The organism is Azospirillum doebereinerae, assembly GCF_003989665.1.
GTDB lineage: Bacteria > Pseudomonadota > Alphaproteobacteria > Azospirillales > Azospirillaceae > Azospirillum > Azospirillum doebereinerae.
Map to the genome: position 1 here is coordinate 20,788 of NZ_RZIJ01000041.1, position 14,112 is coordinate 34,899.

Annotated in this window: 13 protein-coding genes and 1 pseudogene; 6 read left to right on the top strand and 8 right to left on the bottom strand. The window is 66.2% G+C overall.

The genetic code is table 11. The features are described 5' to 3' along the window. Window positions 1-29 precede the first annotated feature (29 nt). From EJ913_RS29185 to EJ913_RS29205, 5 genes are all read right to left on the bottom strand, one after another. Window positions 30-977 carry an AAA family ATPase gene (locus tag EJ913_RS29185; RefSeq protein ID WP_185909996.1) on the bottom strand — a complete coding sequence of 316 codons (948 nt, stop codon included), beginning with the start codon at window positions 975-977 and terminating at the stop codon, window positions 30-32. Window positions 978-1,233: 256 nt separating this feature from the next. Further along, a complete protein-coding gene (locus tag EJ913_RS29190; RefSeq protein ID WP_127004602.1) occupies window positions 1,234-1,878 on the bottom strand; it encodes an Lrp/AsnC family transcriptional regulator in 645 nt (214 codons plus the stop codon). A gap of 33 nt (window positions 1,879-1,911) precedes the next feature. Next, window positions 1,912-3,225, bottom strand: coding sequence for an NAD(P)/FAD-dependent oxidoreductase (locus EJ913_RS29195; RefSeq protein WP_127004603.1), 1,314 nt, complete (start codon window positions 3,223-3,225; stop codon window positions 1,912-1,914). 90 nt (window positions 3,226-3,315) lie between these two features. Continuing rightward, entirely contained in the window at window positions 3,316-4,155 is an 840-nt protein-coding gene (locus EJ913_RS29200) for a transporter substrate-binding domain-containing protein (protein WP_127004604.1), read from the bottom strand. Window positions 4,156-4,227: 72 nt separating this feature from the next. Next, complete coding sequence (locus EJ913_RS29205; protein WP_127004605.1) at window positions 4,228-5,199, bottom strand: amino acid ABC transporter permease; 972 nt, start codon at window positions 5,197-5,199, stop codon at window positions 4,228-4,230. Window positions 5,200-5,512: 313 nt separating this feature from the next. On the opposite strand from EJ913_RS29205, the gene EJ913_RS29210 reads away from it, so the two are divergent. Continuing rightward, on the top strand, window positions 5,513-6,466 hold the full coding sequence (locus EJ913_RS29210) for an SDR family oxidoreductase (protein WP_127004607.1): 954 nt from the start codon (window positions 5,513-5,515) through the stop codon (window positions 6,464-6,466). Between the two features lie 161 nt (window positions 6,467-6,627). Here the strand turns inward: EJ913_RS29210 and EJ913_RS31955 are convergent, their stop codons facing one another. Next, complete coding sequence (locus tag EJ913_RS31955) at window positions 6,628-6,810, bottom strand: hypothetical protein (protein ID WP_238520293.1); 183 nt, start codon at window positions 6,808-6,810, stop codon at window positions 6,628-6,630. Window positions 6,811-6,818: 8 nt separating this feature from the next. After that, window positions 6,819-7,553: pseudogene (locus EJ913_RS33325) on the bottom strand (hypothetical protein); the annotation flags it as partial. On the opposite strand from EJ913_RS33325, the gene EJ913_RS29220 reads away from it, so the two are divergent. The 5 genes from EJ913_RS29220 (at window position 7,438) to EJ913_RS29240 (ending at window position 12,588) form a co-directional block, all read left to right on the top strand. Then, window positions 7,438-8,757 carry an alpha-hydroxy acid oxidase gene (locus EJ913_RS29220; protein ID WP_342353718.1) on the top strand — a complete coding sequence of 440 codons (1,320 nt, stop codon included), beginning with the start codon at window positions 7,438-7,440 and terminating at the stop codon, window positions 8,755-8,757. The pseudogene EJ913_RS33325 and the gene EJ913_RS29220 overlap by 116 nt on opposite strands. A gap of 66 nt (window positions 8,758-8,823) precedes the next feature. Beyond that, window positions 8,824-9,588 carry an acetoacetate decarboxylase family protein gene (locus tag EJ913_RS29225; RefSeq protein ID WP_127004613.1) on the top strand — a complete coding sequence of 255 codons (765 nt, stop codon included), beginning with the start codon at window positions 8,824-8,826 and terminating at the stop codon, window positions 9,586-9,588. Window positions 9,589-9,688: 100 nt separating this feature from the next. Continuing rightward, complete coding sequence (locus EJ913_RS29230; RefSeq protein WP_127004615.1) at window positions 9,689-10,921, top strand: ABC transporter substrate-binding protein; 1,233 nt, start codon at window positions 9,689-9,691, stop codon at window positions 10,919-10,921. Continuing rightward, window positions 10,918-11,655 (top strand): SDR family NAD(P)-dependent oxidoreductase, encoded by a 738-nt coding sequence (locus EJ913_RS29235; protein WP_185909998.1) that lies wholly within the window; start codon window positions 10,918-10,920, stop codon window positions 11,653-11,655. The genes EJ913_RS29230 and EJ913_RS29235 overlap by 4 nt, the downstream gene beginning before the upstream one ends. An 84-nt stretch (window positions 11,656-11,739) precedes the next feature. Beyond that, window positions 11,740-12,588: a fumarylacetoacetate hydrolase family protein gene (locus EJ913_RS29240; protein WP_127004619.1), complete on the top strand. Its 849-nt coding sequence runs from the start codon at window positions 11,740-11,742 to the stop codon at window positions 12,586-12,588. Between the two features lie 58 nt (window positions 12,589-12,646). On the opposite strand, the gene EJ913_RS29245 is transcribed toward EJ913_RS29240, so the two are convergent. Continuing rightward, window positions 12,647-13,663, bottom strand: coding sequence for a GntR family transcriptional regulator (locus EJ913_RS29245; RefSeq protein ID WP_127004621.1), 1,017 nt, complete (start codon window positions 13,661-13,663; stop codon window positions 12,647-12,649). Window positions 13,664-14,112 lie beyond the last annotated feature (449 nt).

Sequence of the window (14,112 nt, forward strand, 5' to 3'; positions counted from 1 at the left end):
CACCACGGCCTCGGCGGGGAAACCGGCGTTCAGGCCCGGCGGCGTTGCGGCTTCTGGACCAGCTCGATCCAGGCCCGGTACATCTCCCTGGCGTTGCGCGGCCCGCGTTCGAGCTTGAGCTGGTCGTAGGCGGCTTGCGCCGCCTCGGCGTTCGGGTAGGCGCCCTGCTCCACCCCCCAGGCCAAGGCTTCGGCCGGGCTGTAGAACGACAGCTCGCCCTTGGCCCCCTGCTCCGCGCCCTCCTCCCAGCCGGAACCGGTCCGCTTGTCCGGCGGCGCCGCGTTGAGCGGCGTTGGCTTGCTGCCGTCCTCCTGCCCGTAGAGCGCCGCCTCGATGCGTTCCGGGACGCCGTTCCAGTAGCCTTCGTCGTCCCAGATGGTCATGCCGGACGGCCCCTCGCGCGACCATTCGACCAGGACACCACGGCGGTCCTCCTCGCGCACGATGCGCAGGGAGGCGTTGAGCGAGCGGTACAGACGCTCGCGTTCGGTTTCCGGCAGGGTTTCCCGGACCTGGGATTTGCCGTTGAGCTGCCCGTCCTCGAGGTGCCAGATCCACAGCACGTGTGTTCCATGCGCGGTCACGGCGTCCTGCAGGAGGCGCATCTTCTCGGCCTTGTCGACCCAGGCTTGGTTCTTGTTCTTGTTGCGGTCGGCGGCGTTGTCCAGCATGGCACGGGCGATTGAGACGCCGATCAGCGACGTCACGCTGTCGATCGCGATCGTCCGGATGTCCGATCCGGGCATGTTGGCGTCGAGCAGATCCTGGATGCGCTCGACCGAGCGGTGGTCGGCGGCCTCCCCGCTCAGCTCGTACAGTTCGCTTCCCTTGAGTTCATGCCGGCGGCCATCGGCGTCGATCATGAGCGTGGGCTGCTGCATGGCCAGGATGAAGGTCGATTTGCCATCGCCATAATACCCCTTCAGCGCCCAGCGACGGGGCGGCAACAGGGTTTGGCTAACGCGTTTGAACGCCATGGAGGAACCTCGCAACCGTGGACCATTCGTCTCGTCAGGGAACCGCGCCGGCCCAGTCCTCACGGCAACCTTGTCTTTCATTAAATCATAATGTTCACTTTTTGTACTGTTTTATTTTTATGGCTATGCTTACGCTTAACACACTCATTGAATGTCGCTGCTGAACGGCCGTTTCCAACTTGACCGATGCAAGGGCTTTTCACTTCTGTCGATGCACCCTCAGCGACCGCCCATCGGCCTCGTTCCTCGGGTTTGCTCAGTCGTCTCCGTCCAGGCCTTGCGACGGAATCGCGGCGCCCGCATCGGTCCCGGACGGCCGGGCTCCGCCGACGGCCCCGGATGAGGGCTGCGGTTCGGGCCGGAGACGATCCCCGCCCCTTGACGCGCCCTCATCGCCGGCTTCCAGAAGCAAGTTCGCGCCGGTCCCGCCCATGAAGGCGAGGCGGCGGTCGAACTTCGTCTCCATGACGATGCAGGAGGTGGTGCGGACGACTCCCTTGATCATGTTGATGCGCGTCAGCTCGGCGTTCAGCTTCTCCAGCGTCTCCGTCGCGACGTGGATGACGAAGTCCCAGTCGCCGGAAATCGCGTAGACGGCCTGCACCGAATCCATCATCCGCATCTGGGCGATGACGTCCGAATACGTCTTGTTGTTGCAGACCGCCAATGTGAAGCAGTTGACCGTGTAGATCAGCTTGCTCTGGTTGACGCGGACCGAATAGCCCTCGATCACCCCGGCGCTTTCCAGCCGATGGATGCGTTCCTGCAAGGCGGTCCGCGACACCCCGAGCTTGCGCGCCAGCGAGGAGGTCGGCTCCCGCGCGTTCTTCTGCAACAGGGCGAGGAGCTGCTTGTCCTTCTCCGTCAGACGGAAACCCTGCTCGTTGCCCGACACGGACATGCCGTCACACCCTTCGCATCGATGGCTGTCCCGTCAGGCGCCTTGCCGCCGGGATCGCGATTCCTGCCAGGCATCCATCAGACGCAGTCCCGCATAGACCAGATCCGCGGCAGGGGGGCCGAAGATACCGCCATTCCAGGTCAACCGGTAAGGGGCGAAAAGCCGAATCCGGTCGCTTTCCCCGGTGATCGCCTCGGCGACGACCCGGCCGCCGATGGGGGCGGTGTTCATGCCGTGCCCGCCGAACGACGAGCAGCTCCACAGACCGTCCTCGACCCGCGCGATGTGCGGCATCTTATGACGCGCGTACCCCATCAGCCCCGACCAGGCCTTTTCGATCCGCACGTCGGCGAGACCGGGGAAGACCGCGCTCATGTCCCGGCGCAGCAGGGCGGCCAGGCGCTTTTCGTCCTGCTCGTCGCGGGTCGTGATGCGCCCACCCCACAGCAGCCGGTCGCCGTCGACGACGCGGTAATAGTCGGAGGACCGCCGGTCGTCGCCAACCGCGTCGGTGGTCGCGACGAAATCCGACAGGCGGTCGCCGAGCCGCTCCGTCAGCACGACATAGGTGGCGATGGGCAGAAAGGCCCGGTGCAAGGGGCCGAACTCCCGCCCGCCGTAACCGCCGCCGCACATCACCACGTCGCGGCACGCCACGGACCCGTCCGCCGTGTCCACGCGCCAGCGCGCCTCCGCGCCGGGCTTGGCGTTCCGATGGAGGCCGGTCATGGCGGTGCCCTCGAACAGGCGGCCCCCCGCCCTCTCGATCAGTCCGGCCAGCCCCAGGCAGTAGTTCAGCGGATGGAAATGAAAACCGACCGGGTCGCGCAGAGCCTGGAAATAGAGGTCGCTTTTCAGCAGGCCGCGCAACGTCGGGCGGTCGACGTAGGTGAAGTCGTAGCCGTAATGCCGCGCCATGCGGTCGCGGTGACGCTGCAACTGGTCGGCGGCCTCGTAACGGGTGACGCTGAGCTTTCCGGCGGTCGGGTTGCAACCGGGCAAGGCGTGCTTGGCAAGGGTGTCGCGGACGATCCCCACCCCCTCGACCGAAAGACCAAACAGCGCGCGGGCGTGGTCCAGGCCGCAGCGTTTCTCGATGGCCCGCAGCCCCTCCGACCAGCCTTGCAGAACGAACCCGCCGTTGCGGCCTGACGCGCCCCAGCCGACGCAGCGCGCCTCCAGCAGCACGACCGACCGGCCGAGCCGGATCAGTTCCCAGGCCGTCGACAGGCCGGCCAGACCGCCGCCGATCACGCAGACGTCGGCCGTCGCCGCGCCGCGCAGGGGAGGACGCTCGGACGCCGGAAGGCGGGTGGCGCTGTAATAGGTGTTCGGGTAGTCACGCATGCCCGGAAGGCCCCGTTTGCCGGATCGAACTCTGGTCCAAGGAACGCTTCGCCACGAAGGGAAACCGTGGTGGCGAAGCGTTCCGCTCCTTTACTTGGCGACGGTGTAGTCGATCCCGTACCATTTCACGGACAGGGCCTTCAGCGTGCCGTCGGCCTTCATGGCGTTCACGGCTTCGACCAGCTTGGCGTTCAGCTCGGCGTCGCCCTTGTCGATGGCGATGGCCAGCGGCTCGTGGTAGGCCGGCTTGTCGTTGATGGTGCGGATCGGATAACCGCGCTTCACCGCCGCGTCGACGGTCGGCAGGGCGGAGACGATGGCGTCGACCCGCACGCCGTCGCCCAGCCGCAGGTCGTCCAGCGGACCGACGCTGTCGCCGTAGGTCTTGACGTCGCCCGGCTTCACGTCGGCCACAAAGTCTGGCACGCCCACGGCGTCGATCTTCAGCTTGCCGTTGATGTAGTCCTCGGAGGTCGTGCCGCCCTCGACCCCGATGGTCTTGCCGTTCAGCGCCGACCGGCTGTCCAGCTTGGAGGTCTTGTGCACGGCGAAGACGTAGGGCGTGTAGTAGTAGATCGCCGGAAAATCGAGGACGCGGGTCCGCCCGGTCGTCGGCGTCATGGAGCCGACGGAGATGTCCCAGCGGCCGTTCCAGTTGCCGGCGGTGATGATGCCCCATTCCGGCGTGATGAACTTGGCCGTGGCGCCCAGCCGCTTGGCGATGTCCTTGGCGACCTCCACGTCGAAGCCGTCGAGCTGGTTGTCCTTGTTCATGAAGGACTGCGGCGGCCAGTTGGCGGCGGTCGCGACCACCATCTCCTTCTTCTGCGTGATGCGGTCCAGCGTGGCGCCCGCCTCGGCGGCGCCGGTGGAGAGGGCGAGCGCAGCCATGGCGGCGGCGGCGAGGCACAGGGAGTTGAGCCGGGTCATGAATCGTCTCCTGACGTGAAGGGAAGCCTTGACGTTCGAATGCGTTGATTTTTCGCGCGCGGGCGGCGCGTTTCAGTGCTGATGGGCGCGCGCCAAGCGGCGTTCCAGATGGGCCTGCACCCGCTCCAGAACGATGGAGAGCAGCCAGTAGAGGACGGCGGCGGTGATCAGCATCTCCAGGTGCCGGAACTCCTCGCGGCCCTGGGTGCGGGCGAGGAACATCAGCTCCCACACGCCGATCACCGAGACGAGCGAACTGTCCTTCAGCATGGCGATGAACTGGTTGCCGGTCGGTGGGATGATCAGGCGCAGGGATTGCGGCAGAATGATCATCCCCAGCGTGCGCATCGGCCCGAAGCCGAGGGAGCGCGCGGCCTCCCACTGGCCCTTGGGGATGCTCATGATGCCGGCGCGGAAGATCTCCGTCATGTAGGCACCGTAGCAGAGCGACAGCGCCGCCACGCCCGCCGGGATCGCCCCGATGACGTAACCGAGCTGCGGGATGCCGAGGTAGATCAGGTAGATCTGGATCAGCAGCGGCACGCCACGGAAGAAGGAGGTGTAGAAGGACGCGATGGCCACGGCGAAGCCGTTGTCCGACAGCTTCGCGATGGCGCCGACCATCGCCAGCACGAAGGCGATGGCGATGGACATGGCCGAGATGTACAGGGTCGTGGCGACACCCTGGGTGACCAGGAAAGCCAGCTTGCCCAGGATGAAGCTGTAGGAGAGGTCGAAGCTGTAGAAGAACAACGCGAACAGGCTGAACACCTCCAGCCAGACGGCGGCGACCTGCAGCCGCATGCCGAGTTGGCCGAGAAGATAGACGTTCAGCGTCAGGAACAACGCAAGGGCAAGGGCGACCCAGACGTTCACAAGGGCCTCGCCGCCCGGCAAACCCCCGGCAATCGGTGCGATCAACCCACCGAGACTGGTGTGGCCGACGCCGCCCATGACGCCGACCGCCATGATGACGAGCGCCAGCACCCCCAGGAACCACGCCTTGCTCGTCAGTTTGTCCCGGCGCACATGGTCATGGTACATGCCCGCATTTCCCCCCTTCGTCCGTCCGCCCCGCTTTCCGTTCATCAGCCTGTACCGGCCGTGCGACGGGCGGTATCCGGCAATCTGTCGGGTTTGACGGAAAAATGTGGAAAATCGCCGGGTCAAGCCCTGCGAAACGGCGGGTTGAGGCCGCCGAATTGAAGGGCGGCCCGAACCATCCACCCTCTGCGGTCGCTGTCGCGGCGGTTCTGGTTCCAGGATGACCACACACATTCGGGCAGCGTGGAGGACGGCAACGAATCCCATCCCGCACGGTTCTCCGCAAGACGCGCCCTCAGGACAGGAGACGATCATGGACGGAAACGACAAAAGGCCGATCCCGCCGCACGGCTCCGGTCGAGCCCCCGGAAAAACCGAGAACACGTCGGCCCTCCGGGATCCGCGGACGAAATACCCGCAGCCGCCCTACAAGAGCCAGTCCCAGCCCTGGCCGGGTCTTGCCCGCGACATGGACCCGCCACCCGACCATGGCGAGACGAGTTATCGCGGCTCCGGACGTCTGGCCGGACGGAAGGCCCTGATCACCGGCGGCGATTCCGGCATGGGCCGTGCGGCCGCCATCGCCTACGCCCGGGAAGGGGCCGACGTCGCGATCAACTATTTCCCGACCGAGGAGCCGGACGCCCGTGACGTGATCGCCCTCATCGAGGCCGAGGGACGCAAGGGCATCGCCCTGCCGGGCGACCTGCGCGACGAGGCGTTCTGCCGGAAGCTGGTGGCCGACGCGGTCGCCGGGCTCGGCGGGCTCGACATCCTCGTCAGCAACGCCGCGCGCCAGCAGACCTGCGCGTCGATCCTCGACCTCACCAGCGAGGAGTTCGACGCGACGATGAAGACGAACATCTACGCGCCGTTCTGGATCATCAAGGCGGCCCTGCCACATCTGAAGCCGGGCTCGGTGATCATCGGCACGACTTCCAAGCAGGCCATCGACCCGTCGGCCGAGCTTTACCACTACGCCCAGACCAAGGCGGCGACGTCGAACTACGTCCGGTCGCTCGCCAAGCAGCTGGCCCCCCGTGGCATCCGCGTCAACGGCGTGGCGCCCGGTCCGATCTGGACGCCGTTGCAGGTCAGCGGCGGGGCGACCCAGGAGAAACTGATGCATTTCGGCGAAGAGACGCCGATGGGCCGGGCCGGGCAGCCGGTGGAACTCGCCGGGATCTATGTGCAGCTGGCCGCCGACGACGGCAGCTTCGCCACCGGTCACGTCTACGGATCCGCAGGCGGCAGCGGCCTTCCGTAAGGCGGATGGCCGCCGGATTGCCTGGGATGGGCCGCCGAGGCCAGGGGGTGACGCTTCCTCCCATCAGAACTGGCCGTTTCGTGCTCGGCGTTGCGCTTTACGGAACGCCCTGGATGATTGGCGGCATTCAGGCAGTAGCCCGTTGCGGCGATCGCCCCGGTTCACTCCAGCGAGCGCCGCATCGGGTTCTTCTGGATCTTGCCGGTGTCGATCTTGGGCAGGTCGCCGAACACCACGCTGCGCGGCGCCTTGTAGCGGGCCGGATTGGTCCGACAGTGGGCGATGATGTCCTCGGCGGTGGTCGGGAGCGCAGGGTGACGAAGACGCAGGGCGTCTCGCCCCACCGCGCGTCGGGCTTGGCGACCACGGCGACCTCCAGTACGGCGGAGTGGGCGTAGAGCACCCCCTCCACTCCAGCGTGATCTGGTTGACGCCATGACGCGCCATGAAGCGCGCCTTGTCCTCCAGCGCCAGTCCCGCCAACTCGGGCTGCGGCAGGCAGACGGTGGCCGGACCGTAGCATCCGGTCAAGCCGTACAGATGGGTGATGCCGAATCCGGCATTCTCGACCACCTGGATGATCGGCAATGGCGGAGCGGCGGCGCCGGTTCGGCGATGTCCTCCACGGCGATCGGCCAGCCGAGCCGGCCCAACGTGTCACGCACCAACGGCCCCAGTGGCCGGAGATGTACAGTCTGGGCCGGAACGCATCATCCCGGCCCGGTGCCGAGACATGGGGCATTGAAAGCTGTCCCTTCCCCTTTGTTTTTCGCCGACTTTGAGCCTGAGGCCCTGCTCGACCGGGACAGCGTGCCGCCCAAAGCGAGCCATAGCCACGGTGACGCGCGGCCATTGTGCGCCCAACGGAAGGTTTGAAGATCCCATTGACAGCCAAGCGGCGACGTTGCATTTTATAAACGTACTTTGGATGCAATGTACGTCTAATCGCTTGCCCCCTCCGGGGGCGCGGCTTGACCGCATCCGCCAGCGCGACCTCCCGTTTCGCGGGACACGGCCGCCGCTGCCACAGACGTCGCAAACGAGCGGAACCGCACATGCCATCGCCCAGGCCCGTGATCACCTGCATCGAAGACCTCCGCATCCTGGCGCAGCGCCGCGTGCCACGGATGTTTTATGACTATGTCGATTGCGGCTCCTGGACGGAAACCACCTACCGCGCCAACACGGCCGATCTGGCTGCCATCCAGTTCCGCCAGCGCATCGGGATGAGCATCGCCGGGCGGACCACGGAAAGCCGCATCCTGGGAAACGCCGTCTCGATGCCGTTGGCTCTGGCGCCGACCGGCTTGACCGGCATGCAATGCGCCGATGGCGAGATCCTGGCGGCGCGCGCGGCGGAACGCTTCGGCGTGCCGTTCACGCTGTCCACCGTCAGCATCTGCTCCATCGAGGATGTGGCGGCCCATACAGAAAAACCGTTCTGGTTCCAACTCTACGTCATGCGGGATCGGGGTTTCATTGAACGGCTGATCGCGCGGGCCAAGGCCGCGAATTGTTCGGCCCTCGTGCTCACCCTTGATCTGCAAATTCAGGGACAGCGCCACAAGGATCTCAAGAATGGCCTGTCTACCCCGCCCAAGCCGACCCTTCGCAACCTGATCGATCTGGCGACCAAACCGCGCTGGTGCCTGGGAATGCTGCAAACCAAGCGGCGGAGCTTTGGAAACATCGTCGGCCATGTCTCCGGGGTTTCGGACGTTTCCTCGCTCGCCGACTGGGTCAGCCAGCAGTTCGATCCGACCCTGACCTGGGACGATGTGCGGTGGATCCGAAAACTGTGGGGCGGCAAGCTGATCGTGAAGGGCGTCATGGACGTCGAGGATGCGAGGCTGGCCGTCCAGAACGGGGCGGACGCCATCGTGGTGTCGAATCACGGGGGCCGTCAGCTCGACGGCGCTCCGTCGAGCATCGCGATGCTGCCCGCCATCGCCGAGGCCGTCGGCCAGCGGACCGAGATCCTGTTCGACAGCGGAATCCGGTCCGGCCAAGACGTTTTGAAAGCCCTCGCCCTTGGCGCCAGGGGCGTCCTGATCGGACGGGCCTTCCTCTATGGTCTGGGCGCCATGGGCGAAGCCGGCGTCACGCGCTGCCTGGAAATCCTGCACCGCGAACTCGACCTGACCATGGGGCTGTGCGGCCTCACTACGGTCGATGCGGCGGATCCCACAATCCTCATGAACGGCGGCGTCGCAAAGGATGACCGCCACACACCGTCCGCCACCGAGGATCGCGACGCCCGGCCCAGCCACCGGCCGGTGCCCGTCGCCTGATAAGCAGCCGGGACGGCAACCGGCAAGATTCCCAGCGTCAAGACGTCCCCCCAGGAAGGAAACGTGATGTTCGGCAAATACAAGATGCATGAGAACAGCGGAGTGAACCCGCCCTACGCGCCGGCCTACCCGCTGGAATGGGAGTGCCCGCTGCGCACGCTGGAGGTCGTGACCCGCGTGGATCAGTCCAAGGTCGCGGCGCTGCTGGCGGACACGCCGTTCGAACTCGTCAACGACCGCGTCGCCTTCCGCTTCATGCTGTCGCCGGGGCACACGCTGGCCCTGCACGCCGGCGCCATGTTCGACCTCATGGTTTCGGTGCCGGTGCGCTACGAGGGTCTGTTCACCCACACGCACATCTTCATGTACTGCACGGACCCGATGGGCATCGCGGCGGGCCGCGAAATCTTCGGCTACACCAAGAAGGACGCAACCCACCGGTTCGAGGAGAAGCCCGATGGCGCCATCGACGGCTGGGTCAAACGCCGAGGAACACCACTGGCGGACTTCAGCTTCACGCCCGACGAGACCGCGCCGGCCGTACGGCTGGTCGAAGGGGACGAGCAGCCGGCCGGCGAGATCCATATCCGTCGCGTTCCCCATCCGGAACGGCCCGAACCCGTCTACGCGGACATCGTCTACCGCCGCACTCCGCTGGAATACTCGCCGCCCCGGTCCGGGCGGGCGACGATGACGCTGCACGCCTCCGAGTACGATCCCCTCGCGGCTCTCGAACCGGAGATTCTCGGCGCGCATTTCATGGTGTCCGACGTCTACGGCGGCGGCTTCGCCGTCGAGGACAGGCGTCTGCTCAAGCGCCTGATTCCCTGACCCGACCCCACCCGCCCTGTCACCTGAAAACGAAGCATCGCTTCCGACGGCGCAATCCCCTTCGCAGCGTGATGCGCCGCCGAACCGTTGGGAGGAAACAATGTCCACGAACAACAAGGGACTCCGCCGTCGGAGCGTCCTGGCGTCGGCCATCGGCGCGCTCTGTCTCTCGACCGTCGGTGCGCAGGCGCAACAGGCACCGCTGAAGATCGGCGTGCTGACCGATCTGTCCAGCCTCTACGCCGACGTGACGGGCAACGGGTCGATCAGCGCGGTCCAGATGGCGATCGAGGATTTCACCGCCGGCCGTAAAATCCGGCCGATCGAGGTCATCAGCGCCGACCACCTCAACAAGGCCGACGTGGCGGCGGCCACCGCACGGGAATGGATCGACCGCGACGGCGTCGACGTCATCGTCGACGTGCCCAATTCGGCCGTGGCGCTGGCCGTGGGCAACATCGTCCGCGACAAGAACAAGGTGATGCTGGCCTCCGGCCCGTCCTCGTCCGATCTGACCGGGAAAAGCTGTTCGCCGAACACCATCCACTGGACCTACGACACCTATTCGCTGGCGACCGGGACCGCGAGCGCGGTCGTCCAGTCCGGGGGCAAGAGCTGGTTCACCCTGACCGCCGACTACGCCTTCGGGCACGCGATGGAGCAGGACGTCAAGAACGTCGTCACGAAGATGGGCGGACAGGTGGTGGGGGGCGTGCGCACGCCGCTGAACACCCAGGATTTCGCGTCCTTCCTTCTCCAGGCCCAGGCGTCGAAGGCGCAGGTCATCGGGCTGATCAACGCTGGCGGCGACACCATCAATTCGATCAAGCAGGCCGTGGAGTTCGGCATCACCAGCGGCGGTCAGCGCCTCGTCGCCACCGTGCTGTACATCAACGACGTGCACGCGCTGGGATTGCCGGTCGTCCAGGGGCTGCAATTCACCGAAGCCTTCTACTGGGACCTGAACGACCAGACCCGCGCCTGGAGCAAGCGCTTCGCCGACCGGAACGGCGGCCGCCGCCCCAGCGCACTCCAGGCCGGCGCCTACGCGTCGGTGCTGCATTACCTGCGCGCGACCGAGGCGGCGGAAGGATCCGCCGACGGCAAGGCGGTGGTCGAGAAGATGAAGGCCCTTCCCACCGACGACCCGCTTTTCGGCAAGGGCAGCATCCGCATCGATGGCCGGAAGCTGCACGACATGTACCTGTTCGAGGTCAAGAAGCCGGAGGAGTCGAAGCAACCTTGGGATTATTACCACGTTCGCAAGGTCATTCCGGCGGCCCAGGTGTGGCGTCCGCTGGAGGAGGGCGGCTGCTCGCTGGTGAAGTCGTGAGCGTCGCCCTGGTGACCGGCGGCGGCGGCGGCATCGGCCGGGCGACCGCCGTCGCGCTTGCCCGGGACGGAGCCGACGTCGCCATCGCCGATCTCGACAGCTCCCTGGGGGAGGAGACGGCCCGCCTCGTCGAGGCGGCCGGACGCCGGGCGCTCTTCCTTCGGACCGATGTCGCGGACGGCGCCCAGGTCGCTGCCTGCGTCGATCGGGTGGAGCGGCAGCTTGGGCCGATCACCGCCTTCGTGAACAACGCCGGGATCGAGGGCGTCGTCGCCCCGATCCATCTCTACCCGGACGACGTGTTCGACCGCCTGCTCCAAGTCAACACGAAGGGAGTCTTCCTGGGCTTGAAGCACGTTCTCGCCCGTATGATCCCACGGGGGGCTGGCGCCGTCGTCAACACCGCCTCGACCTCGTCCATTCGCGGGCGGGCGGGGTTGGCCGGCTACGTGGCCACCAAGCACGCGGTGCTGGGGTTGACCCGCGTGGCCGCGCTGGACGTGGCGGGCACCGCGATCCGGGTGAACGCCGTTCTTCCCGGCCCGGTCGAAACCCGGATGATCGAATCGCTGGACGAGCAGGCCCGGCGCTCGGGCGGCATCCGCCGCGCCGGAGCCGCCGGCTACGGCAAGCCCGAGGACATCGCGGATGTGATCGCCTTCCTGCTGTCGGACAAGGCCAAGCACGTCAACGGGGCCGCCTGGACCGTGGATTCCGGCACCACCATCGCCTGACGGGGCCGCCCGCTCCGGGACTCTTCTCCTTACCTCCCAAATCGACGCCGCGTAACGGCGGACGATCAGCCAGGATTCCGTGCCATGAAGCTCTGTCAATTCGGTGACCCGAACCGTGAAAAGCCCGGCATGATCGACGGCCAGGGGCGGCTGCGCGATCTGTCGGGCCTCCGCGACGCCCTTACGGCGGACGACCTTTCCCCCGCCGGGCTCGCCGCGCTCGCGGCCATCGATCCCGAAAGCCTGCCGCTTGTTCCCGGCACGCCGCGCCTCGGCGTGCCGTACCAGGGCATCTCCAAGGTGGTCTGCATCGGGCTCAACTACTCCGACCATGCGGCGGAAACCGGGCTTCCCAGTCCCTCCGAACCGATCATCTTCCTGAAACCGACCACCGCGATCTGCGGGCCGAACGACGACACCGTTCAACCGCGCCACTCGACCAAGCTCGACTGGGAGGTGGAACTCGCCGTCGTGATCGGCAGCCAAGCGCGCTGCGTGAGCGAGGAGCGGGCTCTCGACCACGTCGCCGGCTATTGCGTGATGAACGACGTGTCGGAGCGCGCGTTCCAGATGCAGTCCTCCCAATGGGACAAGGGCAAGGGGTGCGACAGCTTCGCGCCCATCGGCCCGTGGCTGGTGACGGCGGACGAGGTTCCGGACCCGCAGGCTCTCGACATGTGGCTGGACGTGAACGGCCGGCGGATGCAGTCCGGCAACACGCGCACCATGATCTTCGGCGTGGCGACGTTGGTGTCCTATTGCAGCGCCTACATGACCCTGCGTCCCGGCGACGTCATCGCCACCGGAACCCCGCCGGGGGTCGGCATGGGAATGAAGCCGGAGCCGGTCTGGCTGAAGCCGGGCGATGAGGTCGCGCTCGGCATCGAACGCCTCGGCCAGCAGCGCCAGCGCGTCGTGTCCTGGCCCGGATGACGGTTCCGGACACGCGTTCGGCCCGGCACCCTCCGTGCCGGGCTCGGCGCCGGAAGGCTCAGGACTGGACAGAAGCCTGACGCGGGTCGGCGGGCGTGAGATAGGGGGGAAACTGCAGCTGGGTGGTTTGGGCGATGACGGCGAAGCGCTTCAGCCAGCGGTCGTCGGCCATTTTCAGGTGATCGTGAAGAGCCTGGGCAGCGCCGTCCGCGTCGCCGCGCAAAGCGCGCTCGACGATGTCCAGATGCTCCTTCAGCGCGCCCTCGATCATTTCGACGGGAACGCCCAGAAACGGATGGAACAGATAGCGCGTCGGCCCGAAGACCATATGGGTCCGCTCCAGCGCCCGCAACATCTCCTTGTTGGGGCAGAAGCCGAGGATGTCGACGTGCAGATCGCGCTCGACAGCGTCGAAGGCGGAACTGCCAAGGCTTGACTGGTCCAGCGCGTGCCGGATGTTGCCACGCACCGTCCGCAATTGCGCCGCCGCGATGTGCGGCAGCGCCTTCAGCAGCGCCTTGGGTTCGAGAAGACGGCGCATTTCGTAGAGATCGCGGATGTGTTCCGGTGTGACGCGCCGTGCCAGCCAATGGCCGGCGCTATCCTTTTCGATCAGCCCCATGCCGTGCATGCGAGCCAAGAGATCGCGCGTCACCGTGCGGCTGACATCGAAATGCAGCGCCAACTGCTTCTCGTTGATCCTCACCGCGCCGAACAGGATGCGGATGAAAAGCTCCTGTTCGACCTCCTTGTAGATTCGCTCCCATTGGGGTGTCGCCTGGATTTTGATCGGATCCAGGGTGGCAAGCGGTCCGTCGCCACCGGTTTCGTCGTTGCCCGCGACCACATACCCTTTGCCATCATGCTCGTTGAGAACCCGATCGGCGCAAAGCGATCGCAAGGCATGCCGGGCCGGCGAACGGCTGATCCCGAAAGCCTTGGCAACCTGTGCTTCCTGCAGACGTTCGCCGGGAACGATCCGGCCCTCCGCGATCAAGGATTTCAGCAGCCGATACGCCCGCTCCTGCCGCGATACCGTCTTGTCGCTGCCTTCGGAACGCTCGTCCAACAGCATCGCGCTTTTCATTGGATCGCCTGGATGACAATAGGTGACGAGCCTTCAGCCGGTGCAATCATAACCCGCCGTCTCCATTCCTGCCATTTCCCATGCCAAGCATGCCACCCGTCCACAACCCGAGAGAGGGTGGCACGTCGGACAACAGAGCCATCGACCGAGGTGCTTTGGATGCACTATACACGAACGAACACCACGTTGAACGGTATTGGTGCATGGAGGCGGCGAGGCGCAAAGACTGACGGCGCGACCGTTGTCGCGCCCAGCGCAGCGGGATTGCCGGTGGTCAACATCGTCTGCAACGCGGCGGCGTCGAACCCGCACTCGAAGGTGGCGATCAAGTACGCTTGGGCTGAGCTTCCCCCAGATCGATGGTTCTCCCGCACTTTGCGTGGAAAAGCTGACCACGCTGGTGCCGGCGCCGTCGGGAGATCCCATGTAATGGAGCA